At 59.8% G+C, this 14,536-nt stretch carries 9 protein-coding genes; 8 read left to right on the plus strand and 1 reads right to left on the minus strand.

Going from position 1 to position 14,536, the window contains the following annotated elements; all coding sequences use genetic code 11:
• Positions 1-2 precede the first annotated feature (2 nt).
• Genes AC1EJZ_RS05560 through lnt form a run of 4 tightly spaced genes read left to right on the plus strand, consistent with a single transcriptional unit; the run spans position 3 to position 6,187 of the window.
• On the plus strand, positions 3-947 hold the full coding sequence (locus AC1EJZ_RS05560; RefSeq protein ID WP_480294288.1) for a helix-turn-helix transcriptional regulator: 945 nt from the start codon (positions 3-5) through the stop codon (positions 945-947).
• The gene (locus AC1EJZ_RS05565; protein WP_480294152.1) at positions 940-1,857 is read left to right on the plus strand and encodes a helix-turn-helix transcriptional regulator; all 918 of its coding nucleotides are present in this window, start codon (positions 940-942) and stop codon (positions 1,855-1,857) included. The genes AC1EJZ_RS05560 and AC1EJZ_RS05565 overlap by 8 nt, the downstream gene beginning before the upstream one ends.
• A 14-nt stretch (positions 1,858-1,871) precedes the next feature.
• Positions 1,872-4,631 carry a DEAD/DEAH box helicase gene (locus AC1EJZ_RS05570; RefSeq protein WP_480294154.1) on the plus strand — a complete coding sequence of 920 codons (2,760 nt, stop codon included), beginning with the start codon at positions 1,872-1,874 and terminating at the stop codon, positions 4,629-4,631.
• Entirely contained in the window at positions 4,616-6,187 is a 1,572-nt protein-coding gene (gene lnt / locus AC1EJZ_RS05575) for an apolipoprotein N-acyltransferase (protein WP_480294156.1), read from the plus strand. The genes AC1EJZ_RS05570 and lnt overlap by 16 nt, the downstream gene beginning before the upstream one ends.
• On the opposite strand, the gene AC1EJZ_RS05580 is transcribed toward lnt, so the two are convergent.
• Entirely contained in the window at positions 6,184-6,549 is a 366-nt protein-coding gene (locus AC1EJZ_RS05580; protein ID WP_058236755.1) for an RNA polymerase-binding protein RbpA, read from the minus strand. The two genes, lnt and AC1EJZ_RS05580, sit on opposite strands and share 4 nt — an antisense overlap.
• 137 nt (positions 6,550-6,686) lie before the next feature.
• Here AC1EJZ_RS05580 and AC1EJZ_RS05585 point away from each other — a divergent pair, with 137 nt between their 5' ends.
• From AC1EJZ_RS05585 to AC1EJZ_RS05600, 4 genes are read left to right on the plus strand one after another with little or no spacing between them, the layout of a single operon-like run.
• The gene (locus tag AC1EJZ_RS05585; RefSeq protein ID WP_480294158.1) at positions 6,687-7,805 is read left to right on the plus strand and encodes a hypothetical protein; all 1,119 of its coding nucleotides are present in this window, start codon (positions 6,687-6,689) and stop codon (positions 7,803-7,805) included.
• A gap of 5 nt (positions 7,806-7,810) precedes the next feature.
• Complete coding sequence (locus AC1EJZ_RS05590) at positions 7,811-9,331, plus strand: Hsp70 family protein (protein WP_480294159.1); 1,521 nt, start codon at positions 7,811-7,813, stop codon at positions 9,329-9,331.
• A gap of 36 nt (positions 9,332-9,367) precedes the next feature.
• Positions 9,368-12,034: an MMPL family transporter gene (locus AC1EJZ_RS05595; RefSeq protein ID WP_480294161.1), complete on the plus strand. Its 2,667-nt coding sequence runs from the start codon at positions 9,368-9,370 to the stop codon at positions 12,032-12,034.
• On the plus strand, positions 12,035-14,536 hold the full coding sequence (locus AC1EJZ_RS05600) for a YhgE/Pip domain-containing protein (RefSeq protein ID WP_480294162.1): 2,502 nt from the start codon (positions 12,035-12,037) through the stop codon (positions 14,534-14,536). It begins immediately after the preceding gene.

Genomic DNA, 14,536 nt, shown 5'->3' on the forward strand with positions numbered 1-14,536 from the left:
GTATGTCATCAACGAACGTCCGTGTTCTCAACACGTTCTTTGAGTTACTCACGTCCGATGTGGGGCGCACACGCGATCAGATCTGGAGGCTGGAAGGCTATCGAAATCTGTCAGAAGAAGCCTTCAGTTCCGCCTTCCAACGCGACAAGGACGCTCTTCGTGACATTGGCATCGTCATGACCGTCACGCCCGGCCGTCACGGAGAGCGATATGCGATTTCGCCGGACTCATTTGCTGACCGTCGCGCCACGTTCGACGCAGTGGACGGCGCGCTGATCAACATGGCGTTGGGCGCGTGGAACGAGCAGGATGGAGCCGAGCGCGGCGCAATGCTGACCACGAAACTGCGTGCCCTCAGCGATGGTGCAGAAAAACCGTGTGCACCGCTCAGCGTCGGATTGTCGGGCGCTCACATGATCGTCGATATTCTCACCGCGATCCGCAACCGCCAACCGATCACATTCATGTACGAATCCACCCGCGTTTCAGAGCGCGCAATCGAACCGTGGCGCATCATCATGCGAGGACGCGGCCTGTACGCGTGGGGATTGGATTTGGATTGCGACGAACCACGGCTCTTCCGTACCTCCCGCATAACGTCAGGCGTCACGCTGCTGGGAGAACCCGGAGACGCCGGCCCTATCCCGGACAATTTGGGCGACCCATTCGAACGCCTCATGGTTTCGCCCACCCTGGCAATTCAAGACGGACAGGCGCAGGCAGTGCGAGATATGTGCCGTGCCGAGGGCGCCCGCAGCTGCGAGGGCGAGGTGAGTGTTGCTGACGGATGGATGCTGTATCGCGGACAGGCCGCCGAACGCAGCGAATGGATAAGCGCGATCCTCGCACACGTTTCACACGTAGTGGTGCGTTCACCTGAATGGCTGCGCGAAGCGATCATGACGCGACTGGACGCCGCTGCTGGCTGGGGGAGTGACGATGCCTGAACGCACAGAAGTAGCCGCCGCACGTTTGCTGTCACTGGTCGCCTGGATCGGTGATCATCCTGGATCCTTGGTCAACGACATTGCCGAGCACTTTGGTCGCACACGCAAGCAGGTCCAACGCGACATCGAAGTGCTGGGCAGTGTGCGCGACTCCCTGCCGGGGGCCTCGCTGGAAATTGACTGGGATCTGTACGCGCGTGAAGAACGCGTCGCCATGCATTCGACGCTCGGCGCAGACGTCCCGCCCAGGCTGACCGAAGAGGAAGCAGCACTGATCATTGTGGGGTTGCAGGCCCTCACACCGATCCTGGGTCCTGACCTGCACGATCACGTCATGCACACGGCGCTGGCGGTGACACGTGACGCGCAGACCTTTGAAGAATCCCTGGCCTATTCGCCCTCCGGAAGCGACCAGGCCCGAATCGATGACATTTTGAGCGCGCTGTCTGCCCAAGTAGCGGTGAGATTCACCTACCCGCATGACGGCCATGACCGCGAGCGCACCATTGACCCGTGGAACATCAAGCGTTTCGAAACCGGCTGGACAGTGACCGGCTGGGATCACGACGCTGCAGCTGAGCGGACATTTCGGATAGACCGTATGCGCGATATCAGCGTCAGCGATCAGCCAGTGACACACCCTGCAGCAGCGGATGGGTCCCCCTCGGCAATGGTGCGTATGACGTGTACGAGCGAGGCACGATGGATTCTTGACGCCGTGCCGCTGAGCGTCGTGAGTGACTCGGGCAGCGAATTCAGTGTCGATGTGCCAGTGTGGGACGAGGAATGGGTGACTCACTTCCTGATCGACATTGCCCCACATGTTGTGCAGGTTGAGCCCTCCGAATGGAAAGAACGTGCTGCGCGCGTGGCGCGCCGGGCCCGCGACGTGTGGGCGATGGGGAAGTAGGAGAGTAAGCGAGCATGTCACCGAAAAGACGCCGCCGCCGCGTCCGCGAGGAAGGCGAACCAACCCGCGAAATGGATCAGATGAGTCCGGCTGAACGCTTCGAGGCTGCCAAGGCCCAGCGCGCCGTCGATTCGAGTGCGCGCAGTGCATTTGCCGACTCGCTTGGGTTTTCGCTTGATGATTTTCAGTGGGAAGCGCTTGAAGCTGTTGAGGGTGGCGAGTCTGTGCTGGTGGCCGCGCCGACCGGAGCAGGAAAGACCGTTGTCGGCGAATTCGCCACCTATCTGGCTGTTGGGCGTGGAACCCGCGCGTTTTACACCACCCCGATCAAAGCCCTGTCCAACCAGAAGTTCATGGATTTCCAAAAGCGGTTCGGGGAAGAATCGGTGGGTCTGCTCACCGGTGATACGTCCATCAATCCGGGTGCTCCAGTGGTCGTGATGACCACTGAGGTTCTACGCAACATGATTTATGCGGGCGCGCCGCTCGATGATCTGACGCACGTAGTCATGGACGAGGTTCACTACCTGGCTGACCGTTTCCGCGGCCCGGTGTGGGAAGAAGTGATGATCCACCTGCCGCAGCGTGTCAGTGTGATTGCGCTGTCGGCCACAGTGTCGAATGCCGAAGAGTTCGGCGCGTGGATGCAGCAGGTGCGTGGTACGTGCCGCGTGATTGTCTCCGAAAAACGCCCTGTTCCCCTGTACCAGCACATGATTGCCAATTCGCACCTGTTTGATCTGTACGCGCCGGGGTCGAGCCGCCGGGCGGGTGTGAATCCGCAGCTCAGGTATGAAATTGCCCGCAGCTCGCAACCGGGTAGTGGCCGAGGTTTGCAGCATAATCGACGAGGCAGGCTGCAGCGCCGCGAAAGTCGAGCCGGCGTGCTGATGACACTGCAGCGGGCCCACCTGCTGCCGGCAATTGTGTTCATCTTTTCTCGGGCTGCGTGTGACGATGCGGTACAGCAGGTAGCTGCCTCACCGTTGGTGCTGACAACTCCGGAAGAAGCGCGCCAGATCAGGGATGCGGTCGATGAGGCAATGGAGCAGATTCCTGTCACTGACCATGTCGTGCTGGGGCTGCATCGATGGGCGAGTGCTCTGGAGCGAGGGATAGCGGCTCACCATGCCGGAATGCTTCCCGTCATGAAGGAGACGGTGGAACGGTTATTTACTCGCGGTTTAATTAAAGCGGTCTATGCCACCGAGACGCTGGCGCTGGGAATCAACATGCCCGCCCGGACAGTTGTCATCGAATCCTTGCAGAAGTGGAACGGCGTTGCGCACGTTCAACTGTCGGCGGGGGAGTACACGCAGTTGACGGGACGTGCCGGCAGGCGAGGCATTGACCGTGAGGGCCACGCAGTGGTGCTTTACCAGGGACGCGTTGAGCCTGAAGAGGTTGCATCGCTCGCGTCGAAACGAACCTACCCGCTGATCAGTGCCTTCAGACCAACGTACAACATGGTGGTGAACCTGCTGGCACGGTCCTCTCGCGCGTCGACGCGCGAAGTGCTCGAGTCCTCATTCGCCCAGTTCCAGGCCGACCGCGGAGTCGTCGAATTTGCGCGCGAAGCTGCGCGGGTGAAGAAACATATGGATGAGGTCGCCTCGCACGTCAAGTGTGAATACGGCGATGCCCTGGAGTACTTCCAGTTGCGTGAAGAGCTGTCCGGTTTGGAGAAATCCTCAGCGAGGGCGCGGTCGGCAGTAGTGCGGCAGGACATGGAAAAGGATCTGCGCCGGGCGCGCCGCGGAGATATCGTCGCCTACCAGCCCGGGCGAGCGACCCGCTATGGGGTGGTGATCCGGCCTGCCGACGAGGGGCGAGCACCGCGAATCGACGTAATCGGCACGGATATGAAGATTCACGATGTGATTATTTCGCAGAAGATGCGTGCCTTTGCCGTGGTTGGAAGTATGAAAATCCCGATGGGACGTGACCTGCGCAAACGTGTGGTGCGCGAGAAGGTGGCCGGCGAAATTCGCCGCCGTGTACGCTCAGGCGCACTGGATGCACCGCGTCGGTCAGCCCACCGTGACGATCCCACTATTGCATATATGAGAGACGAAATTCGTCACCATCCGGTTCACCGTTGCCCGCAGCGCGAGTCGCATGCAGCGATGGGGCATGAATGGGCACGTGCTCGCAAGGAGTACCTGCGAACGGTTGAACGTATCAATGAGCGCACCGACACGGTCGCGAAGGAGTTTGACCGTGTGTGTGCGGTGCTCGAATCCCTCGGCTTCCTTGACGGCGACCGTGTGACAACGGCGGGACAACAGCTGCGACGCGTGTTTGGTGAGCGGGATCTGTTGGTCGTTCACGCCGTGCGATGTGGGGCGTGGGACGACCTAGATCCGGCTGAATTGGCAGCGGTGGTCTCCACCTGCGTGTATGAGGCGCGTGCGGAAAACAATCCCGACACGTCAATTCCTGGTGGCGCCAATTCAGCGATCGCTCGTGCACTGGATGCAACGTGGCGTGCCAGCCAGGAGATCCAGCAGGCAGAAACGTCTGCGGGAGCTACACCCACTCCTCCGCCGGATATCTCGCTGGTCGGTGCTATGCATGCGTGGGCGCACGGTGCGTCGCTGACCACTGCACTGCAAGTAGCTGACCTGTCGGGCGGCGATTTTGTGCGCTGGGTGCGACAGGTGATGGATCTGCTCGACCAGCTCTCGCACGTTGATCAGGGTGGCCTGGCCACACGCGCCCGGGACGCTCGACGGATGCTCGTACATGGAGTGGTGGAATGGTCGACCGTTTGAAACTGAAACTTCCCCCGCGGCGCAGATGGCTGGATTATCCGTGTGCCGCGATCAGCGGCGTATGTCTGTGGGCGGCATTCCCGGATGTGGGATGGTGGCCGCTTTTCGTCATCGGGCTGGCATTTCTAGTCGCCCTCGTCGATCGGTCGTCGACTGGACGAGGCATGTGGTACGCAACGTTGGTCGGCGCGCTTTTCTGGCTACCGCACATCCACTGGTCATCCATCGCAACAGGCGGCTGGTTGCCGTGGGTGACACTGTCAGCCACGCAGATCATTGCATTGTGCATCTGGGCGTGGTGCGCTGCGATCAGCAGGGCACTGGTGTGGGTGCGCACCTGGTGGGGACAGACATTGTCGTGGGCCGTTCTGTGGGTCGCGGTCGAACAGCTGCGTTCAACCGTGCCATTTGGCGGTTTCCCGTGGGGCAAGACGGCGTATGCGATGGTCGATGCTCCGTGGGGAAAGCTCGCGCCGTGGGGTGGGGAAGTGCTGGTCAGTGCAGTCACTATGATGCTCGCAGTGCTGCTGCGGCGCACATTTTCGCTCCTGAGAACGCGCTCGGATGAGCACTGGTGGAACAGACCGTTGATGCTGGTGCTGGCGGCTGCGCTGGCGTGCCTGCCGCTGGCGATCACACTACCGAATGCGCAGGAAGCCGGATCGATTCGCGCGGGTGTCGTCCAGGGCAACGTTGAAATCCCGGGCAATGCGACGTACAGCGTGCCGCTGAAAGTTACTGGCAATCACACGCGCGAAACGCTGCGAATGGCCGAGGAAGGCGACGCGGTGGATGTGGCTGTGTGGGGTGAGACGGCAGCCGATCGCGATCCTCGTGCCAATTCAGGCGTAGCGAACCTGGTCGATGAAGCAGTCGATGCGCTCGGCGTTCCGATTCTGGTCGGCTTCAACGGGTATGACAGTCAGGACAATACGCGCACGAATCTGGTTGGCTGGTGGTACCCGGATTCGGGTCTGAGCGATCAGCTTTACGGTAAGCAGCACCCCGTGCCGTTTGGTGAATACATTCCGTGGCGCTCCTTTATTTCAAAACTGGCTACCGAGGCAGCTCAGGTCAACGTCGACATGGTTGCGGTCGATAATCCGAGCCTGCTGTCCGTGACGCTCAACGATGGGCGCGAGGTGCCTTTCGTGATGGGAATCTGCTTCGAGGTGGCTTATGAGGATCTGATTCGAGACGGTGTGGAACGAGGCGGTCAGATCATTGCCATTCCAACGAATAACTACCATTTTCGGTATTCAGCTGAGTCCACTCAGCAGGCTCAGATGCTGCGTTTTCGAGCAATGGAGTACGGCCGATCGGGAATCCAGGCCTCCACCAATGGTGTCTCGATGATTGTGCGCCCTGATGGCACGATCGTGCGCCAGACAGTGAAACAGACTGCAGATCACATGGTGGCGCAGCTGCCGTTGCGTACATCACTGACGTGGGCAGCCAGACTCGGCATAATTCCGTCAGTCGGAATAATGTGTGGAGGGGGAGTTGTCACCATCTGCGCCGTGGTGCGCGCACTCATCAGCGTGCGGCGACGTTAATTCTTTCGGTAGGCGCCTTCTGGACGCAAACGGCCCGAGCGCAGCAGTTCGAGCTGCTCGTTCAGGACAACGTCGAGTTCTTCAAGGGATCGGCGCTCGCGCAGCATATCCCAGTGCGTGCGAACCGGTTTGGCTGGTTTCTGTTCTTCCTCTTCGCCTTCTTCGCCGATAATTTCAGCGGTGGCGCCGCATTTGCATTCCCACGTCGCCGGAGGATTCGCTTCGGTGGAAAATGGAATCTGGAATTTATGGCCGTTGGAGCACAGGTATGTTGCAGTCGCTCGGTCGGCGAAGATGACACCTTCTTCTGATTCCATCGATTTTGCACCAATTTGCATACCGCGAAGGGCGCGATCAGCCATGAATCCTCCTAAATGCGTGCGAGCTCGAATATTGTAACTGATAGAGGTTCGCACGCTCCACCACAATCCGATAATGTACATTATGTCAGATTTGGGAAATCGTGAAATCCCCTCTCACTTGGCGAAAGGAAATCTTCATGCCCGAGGTCAGCAGCTCGGTCCACGCTCAACGTCAGCGCACGCGAGGGGCAACCCAGCCGCGCGGTCTGTCACTGCGTCCCTACTTTAAATCCGACGCGCCCGCGCTTGTTGTGGTCTTTGGCGTGGTGTGCTCGCTGACGATCGCTGTGACACGCGCATACCTTGCTTTGACTGGTTATCCCCAAGTTGGCGGCGAAGTGTTTCACATTGCTCATGCGATCTGGGGCGGCTTGCTGCTCATTATTGGCTTGATCGGCGCGATGGTATTGACGAATTCCTGGGCGTCCTGGGCAGGTGCGATCCTCGGTGGCGTCGGTGCCGGATTATTCGTGGATGAGGTCGGTAAATTCATCACACAAGATAATGACTATTTCTTTCCTCTTGCCGCAACCATTATTTACGTGTTCTTGGTGTTGCTAGCTGGTGGGGCGCTTGCTCTCCAACGACTAAGCCGCAGTACTGCTGCCGCGCACCTGCACCTGGCCCTCGACATTGCCGAACAGAGTGTGGATCGCACCCTTCCGGCTATGCGCCGCGCTCAGATGGCACAACACTTGGACAAAGCCCGAAACCTCAACCCCTCTCCTTCACAACACCTGCTCATCGACGCGCTCAGTGACTTGGCAAATGATCTGCCCGGAGATGGATCTGACGCCGGCACACGCCTGACACGCTGGGTTAGAAACGTTCCCACGTCTCGCTTCCAGAGCGTCGCAGCCGTTATGCTCGTCATTCAGGCGATCGGAGACGTCGCACGCGCCGTGATTGCCCTCGTGTCGTACGCGTCGGGACATGCCATGCTCGACCAGGTCGTTCCCGATGTGACACAAGACGGCTGGACGGGCACATTGTCAATCGCAGCTGTCATCGGCGGCGTCATCGCGGGTGCGCTTGCCGTGGTTGCAGGAGTCATGATGCTCCCGAAGCGCTCCTCCATCAAGATTCCATTTGGCATCGCCTTCGCGGCGGTCGGCATTGACCTCGTTGTGGTCAACTCGCTTGCCTCCTACACCAACCAATTCTTCATCCTGGCGATCGCCGCCTACCTATCGGTGTCAATGTCGGTGATCATCATGTGGCGTCGCTCGAATTCTGCCGATCGACTACTACAGTAGGAAACATGAGACTTGGAGTAGATTTCGGTACGACACGCACCACTGTTGCGGCAGCTGATCGAGGCAACTACCCTATTGTAGCTTTCAGTGACGTCGACGACGACGTGTGTGAATACATCCCCTCCCTCATGGCGCTTGACGGTGACCATCGCGTTTACGGCTTCGACGCGGTAGAACTGGCGCGCCAGGGTGCTCCGCATCTGCGCTCCTTCAAACGCCTGATCTCCGATCCAGCTGTCACAAGCGAAACAACGGTGCGGGTTGACCGCCGCGACATCAACGTCCTGACGCTCCTGACCGAGTTCCTCACCTACGTGGCCCACGAAATTCGCACGAACTCGTCACTGAGTCAGATCCCAGACGAAGAACCACTGGAAGCCGTCATCGGTATTCCCGCCCACGCCTACTCGGCACAACGTTTCCTGACGCTGGAAGCATTCCGGGCAGCCGGCTTCACCACTCTTGCCATGATCAACGAGCCGTCAGCAGCAGGCTTCGAATACACCAGTCGACATCGCGCTTCGCTATCAACCAACCGGCAACAGATCCTCGTATATGACCTCGGTGGCGGAACTTTCGACGCCTCACTGGTCAGCGTGGAAGGAACATCTCACGAGATCCTCGGATCACACGGCAATAACCTGCTCGGCGGGGACGACTTTGATCAGGTACTCGCCCAGTGCGCACTGGCCGCAGTCGGCGCAACCTCTGTCGATCTGAGCGACTCCGATATGGACGACCTGCTCGAACAGGCACGCGACGCAAAGGAAGCACTGACACCTCAGACCAGGCGAATCTCATTGACGGTGGGCGCACGCGATGTAACAGTGCCGGTCGCGGACTTCTATGCTCACTGCATCGACCTGATGGATTCCACCGTCGAAACAATGAAGCCGCTGCTCGCCATCGATTCAGAAGGCGGAGAGGAACTGGGACCCCACGTTGCGGGATTGTACGTCGTGGGTGGTGGGTCCCAACTGCCGCACGTCCTGCGCGAACTGCGACGCCGCTTCGGGCGACGTGTCCACCGCTCCCCTCACACCGCAGCATCAACCGCGATCGGCCTGGCCATCGCAGCTGATCCCGAGTCCGGCTTCACCCTGCGTGAACAGCTTTCACGTGGAGTCGGCGTATTCCGCGAAATGCAGTCAGGGCAGATGGTGTCGTTTGATCCTCTGCTGGATGCTCACCTCAGAGTCTCCACACAGGACTCCGTCAGCGTCACGCGTCGCTACCGTGCCGCTCACAATATCGGGTGGTTCCGCTTCGTTGAATACACTGCAACCGACGACCAGGGCGTGCCGCGAGGCGACGTCTTGCCATATGGCGAGCTGATTTTCCCCTTCGCCCGCGAACTGCAGGATATGGGCGACGCCCTCGACCCCCATGCCGTGAGTGTGCGCCGCACGGAGGACGGACCCTTAATCGAAGAAAAGTACACGGTGGATCGGCACGGTATCGTTCACGTCGCCATCACCGACTGCGACACGGGTTACACTGTCTCGCAATCACTGGGAAGTAAATAACACTGCAGGAGCTCCTCAAACGTTAGACAATGTAATGTGTCTACTTTTCTGCGTCAGTTAGGTGCCGCCTGCGCGCGCCACGGGATCCGCACGCTCCTCGTGTGGATTGCCGTCCTGCTGATTGGCGGAATCGGGGTATGGCAGGCAGGCCCGCAACTGTCCAATGATTTCAAGATTCCCGGCACAGAGGCCCAGGACGGCCTCGACATTATTTCGGAACGATTCCCCGAACTGGCCGGACTGACCGCACAGGTCATCGTGGAATCTCCTGATGACCACCCCATCGAGACACACCGCGACCAGGTGCAGCGCGTCGTCGATCAGTTGAGCGCCGTCCCTCACGTCACTCAGGCAGCCGACCCGTGGTCAGAATTGCTGCGCACTCCCACAATCAGTACGGACGGACGATTCGCGCTGATCAACGTCCAACTTGACCTGGCGCTCGGGCAAGATGACGACGGCGCACTGGACACTATCGAAACGGTCGCTGCCGACAGCACCAAGGCCGGGATGCCGGCATCGGTCGGAGGCCAGATCTACCAGCTAACATCAGTGCCCCTCTCCCCTCTTGAACTGGTTGGTGTGGCCATTGCGCTCATCATCCTTGCGATCACCTTCCGCGCACTGCTGCCTGCAGTCCTGCCCGTGATCACCGGACTGCTCGGCGTGAGCATCGCGATGACAGGTGTACTCATTGTTGCGCAGTGGGTGGACATTTCCACCACTACTCCCACGCTGGCGATCATGATCGGTCTGGCGGTCGGCATTGACTACTGTCTTTTTATCGTCTCCCGCCATCGTTCCCAGCTGGCTCACGGCTGGAACGTCGTTGATTCCATTGCAATGGCCAATGCGACATCAGGTGGTGCCGTAATCTTCGCCGCCATCACCGTTGTAATCGCACTATGCGGTCTGATCGTCTCCGGCATCCCCTTCCTGGCAGTGATGGGTCTATGTGCCGCGGCCGCTGTGGCCGTCTCCGCTGTGATTGCGGTAACCGCCATTCCGGCTCTGATGGGTTTGATGGGTGAGCGACTGCGCCCACGCCACGCACGCGCATCGCGGCGCTCCGGTCAGGAAGAGACTCGCAAACATGCAGCGAAGCACTCGAAGCAGAGTGCTTCCCAATGGTGGGTATCAGTGATCACTGCCCGCCCGTGGATCACGATCGCTGTCGTCCTGGTTTTCCTGTCCGCCGTCGTCATTCCTGCCAAAGATCTGCGCCTGTCCCTTCCCGACAATGGAACCGAGCCGGTGGGCACTGCCGCACGAGACACCTACGAGCTGGTGGCGAACGAATTCGGAGACGGAGCCAACGCTCCCCTGCTGATCATCGGTGGCATCATCCAGTCTGAGGACCCGCTCGGTCTGGTCGATGAACTTGCCGACCGGGTTGAACAGGTTGATGGCATCAGGTCAATTCAGATAGCCACCCCGAACAGGAACGCTGACCTTGCTGCCGTCATTGCGATCCCCGAGGCCGCGTCGAACGATCCTGCAACCGAAAAAGCACTGGAGAACCTGCGCGAAGCTGCCGACACGTGGGAGCGTGAACTGGGCGTCGAGGATATTCATGTGACCGGCATGGTCGCCGCCAGAATGGATGTGACCGCTCGCCTGACGGATGCGCTGGTACCGTTTGCCTCACTGGTGGTGGGGCTGGCGTTGATTGTGCTGACAGTAGTCTTCAGGTCACTGTGGGTGCCGCTGACCGCAACGATCGGATACCTCCTGTCGATCGGCGCAGCATTCGGCGTCACGTCCATGATCTTCTCGTGGGGATGGTTCACCGGACCGCTGCGCATCTCCAATACCGGGCCGGTCATCTGCTTCATGCCGATCATGGCGTTGGGTGTGCTCTTTGGCCTGGCGATGGACTACCAGGTCTTCCTCGTCACCCGCATGCGCGAGTACTGGACTCACGGCGAGGATGCACGGCAGGCAGTCAAGAAGGGATTCGCTTCCTCCGCACCTGTTGTGGTGGCTGCAGCGCTGATCATGGTGTCGGTTTTCTTCGGATTCATTCCCTCAGGTTCCTTCTACGTCCAGCCCATCGCACTGGCGCTGGCGGTTGGCGTTGCTATTGACGCATTCATCGTGCGCATGACGCTCATTCCAGCGGTCATGATGGTGCTTGGTAAGCGAGCCTGGCGTTTTCCGCGCGCACTGGACCGGGTGGTGCCTCACGTCGACGTCGAGGGCGTCGCTATGGATCACCTCAGCGATCACATGGAGTGGAAACGTGTCAACGGACCGGCAATCTTGCGCATGGAAGATGTCCGCATTAACGAGGGTGGCCAGACCGTGGCCTCGTGCGATGAGCTGATTGTCTGGCCCGGTGAGGTCATCCAACTGGACGGGCCACCCAGCCAGGTGCGCACACTCATGTGCGCGGCTGCGGGCCTTATCCGCGCTGACCAGGGAATTATCGTGGTGCGCGATAACGACGCGCGCGATCGATCCAGCTGGATGCGCGCTAACATTCCGATCATGTTGCGAGCCTCATGGGCCCACATGATTGCGTCGGATGCTGAAGAGTCGGACAAGAACCTGGTACTCGTGGACTGCCCGGTAACCGAACAGGTGCGAGACCAGCTCATCAGTGCGACAGTGGAACAAGAAGGTGCACTGATTGTGGGACCTCAGGCTGGCAACAGTGGCTTTGTGGTCACACGGACGGTAAAGATTGGAGGCGACGCATAAATGCGATTACGAGATGCACGCCTATTGCTGGTCGCCGTCATCGTACCGATCCTGCTCGCCGCGTTGTCCATGTGGTCAATCGGTGGGAACAGTACAGGCTCGGACATTACACGCCTGAAAGCGGCGATCGTAAACCTGGACAAGGGCGCGGAAATGACGCTGCCCGACGGCTCAACTCAATTTGTCCCTTTCGGACGCCAACTGTCCGCCGAACTGCTCAAACCGCACGATGGAACCGCAACGTTCCAATGGGAGCTGATGCAGGTCAACAGTGCGCACGACGCAATTAAGAACGGTGACGTTGCTGCAATCGTGACCATTCCGGAAAACTTCTCGACAGCGGTGGCAACGATCGGGCAAACTGACGCAAATCCCGGCATTGTCTCACTGACCAGCTCTGATGCGACTGCACCTATGATGAACGAACTGGCCCATGCGGTGACGGAAGCCGCCGCGCGATCCTTGGGCCAGACGCTGGGCACGCAGGTTCTCAACGGTGTCTATCTGGGATTCGACCAGCTGAAAGACCAGCTGGGAGCAGCTGCAGACGGAGCCAGGCAACTCGATTCCGGTATCGGGTCCTTGGGACAGGGTGCCCATCAGCTGGCCGACGGCGTCCACCAGAGCACGGATGGCACCTATGAACTTGCCGGCGGACTTGCCCAACTTGCCGACGGCACGGCAGCACTGGAGAGCGGTGTGGCAGGATTTTCGGGCGGCATCGGACAGCTCCATGCCGGTGCGGAACAACTGTCAGGCGGCATCCACCAGATGCGCGACGGAATCGCCGGATCAGCCTCCTCCCCCGGTCTGACCGGCGGCGTTGACCAGCTGGCGGACGGCATCCTGGGAAACGGTACGACGCCGGGGCTGGCCAGTGGCTCACTCCAGCTGGCAGAAGGAACCGAACAGCTGGCCGACGGTATCGCGCGACTTGACAACGGGTTGGACACGATCCGTGCGCTCATTCCCGAGGATTTCGATCCTGCTGACCTGCCAACGATCACCATCGATCTTCAGCAAATTGTCGATGTGATGAAACAGGTGGCTCGGGATGCGCGCGATGTGCTCAGCAGGCTTGAACCAATCATGACCGATCGGGATGTCATTAACGAGCTACGTAGCTCGCTGCTCGGCCTTATCGATCGATGCCCCGCTGAAACGTTCCCACAATACTGTGCCGATATGAAAGAGTTTGGGCAGTTGATTGTGCCTTTCATTGATGGCCTGCCCACGGTTGCAACCGATTCCCTCGCTGCCCTCGACGATTTCCTGGCGAAGATTTCCAGTGACGAATTCGCGGACGGCCTTGCCGACGCGCAACATTTCGTTGACCACTACAACGAGTACATCGCCCAGATTGTCGGTCCGGATGGTTTACTCGCAGGGGTGAGTCAACTGGCCACAGGATCCCAACAGCTTGCCAGTGCAGCGCGTCAAATGGCGGATGGCATCAATGGAACAGACTCGACGATAGGCCTCGTTCAGGGCGTCACACAGCTACAGAACGGGGTGCATCAGCTCCAGGACGGATTTGACGGCACAGAAGGCCAGCCTGGACTCGTCACCGGAGCCGATCGCCTAGCCGACGGCTTGGCACAATTGTCGGCTGGAGTGGGCCGCTTCTCGGGTGGCATTAGCCAGCTCAACGACGGAGCCCAGGGAGCGGCTGACGGCTCCAGCCAACTGGCAGACGGACTCGGACAGCTCGGAAACGGAGCCGATCAGCTTTCCACAGGCATCGACCAGCTACGCGACGGATCGTCCCAGCTCGCGGATGGCCTGGACGAGGGCGTCTCGCAAATCCCCGTCTACTCAGATGCGGAACGCACTCGGATTGTGTCCATGGCGATGCGTCCGGTGCAAACAGAGCAAGATGCCACGACGCAGAGCACCATCGGAACAGCTTTCCCGTTTACCGCTGCAGTCCTGATCTGGATCAGTGCGTTTGGTGCATTCTTGATGATGCCGGGCCTTCGCGGTCGCGTCTTGGCTCGTCCAGTCGGTGCAGTTCGGGCGGTCATTGATTCGCTGCGCGCCCCGTCCGGCGTAGTGGCAATCTCCGTGCTGGGCGTGATCTGTGTAGCGCTGCTGTTCAAGGTCTTTCCTGTCAGTCTCGCTGGTACAGGTGCACTGATCATAGTCGGCGCAATTGTGGCAGTCCTGGTCCACCAGATGCTATTGGCAGTGTGCGGTGCCCGGATCGGGCGTGTCGTCTCGCTCCTGTTCTTCACGTTGCAGGTCGTTGCCCTCATCGGGCTGATGCCCTACCAGGATTCACCTGACGCCTTATCTACAATGAACGCGCTGCTGCCGTTGGGAGAACTTGCCGGAGGCCTGCAGACCAGCGTTCTGGGTGTGGGATCCTCGTGGGTGCCCCCGCTCCTGTCGCTGATCGGATGGGGCCTGGTGAGCTTCATTGGTTCGGCGGTGGCGGTTACGCAGCGCCGAACGCTCTCGCCCGAGAAGGTTCGCGAAGCGTTGAACGTTGTTCCGATGTGA

The sequence above is a fragment of the Pauljensenia sp. C0170B5 genome (assembly GCF_056590195.1).

Coding starts and splice junctions, on each gene's coding strand:
- AC1EJZ_RS05570 (WP_480294154.1), top strand. CDS start 1,872: ATGTCACCGAAAAGACGCCGCCGCCGCGTCCGCGAGGAAGGCGAACCA.
- AC1EJZ_RS05565 (WP_480294152.1), top strand. CDS start 940: ATGCCTGAACGCACAGAAGTAGCCGCCGCACGTTTGCTGTCACTGGTC.
- lnt (WP_480294156.1), top strand. CDS start 4,616: ATGGTCGACCGTTTGAAACTGAAACTTCCCCCGCGGCGCAGATGGCTG.
- AC1EJZ_RS05560 (WP_480294288.1), top strand. CDS start 3: ATGTCATCAACGAACGTCCGTGTTCTCAACACGTTCTTTGAGTTACTC.
- AC1EJZ_RS05590 (WP_480294159.1), top strand. CDS start 7,811: ATGAGACTTGGAGTAGATTTCGGTACGACACGCACCACTGTTGCGGCA.
- AC1EJZ_RS05585 (WP_480294158.1), top strand. CDS start 6,687: ATGCCCGAGGTCAGCAGCTCGGTCCACGCTCAACGTCAGCGCACGCGA.
- AC1EJZ_RS05580 (WP_058236755.1), bottom strand. CDS start 6,549: ATGGCTGATCGCGCCCTTCGCGGTATGCAAATTGGTGCAAAATCGATG.
- AC1EJZ_RS05600 (WP_480294162.1), top strand. CDS start 12,035: ATGCGATTACGAGATGCACGCCTATTGCTGGTCGCCGTCATCGTACCG.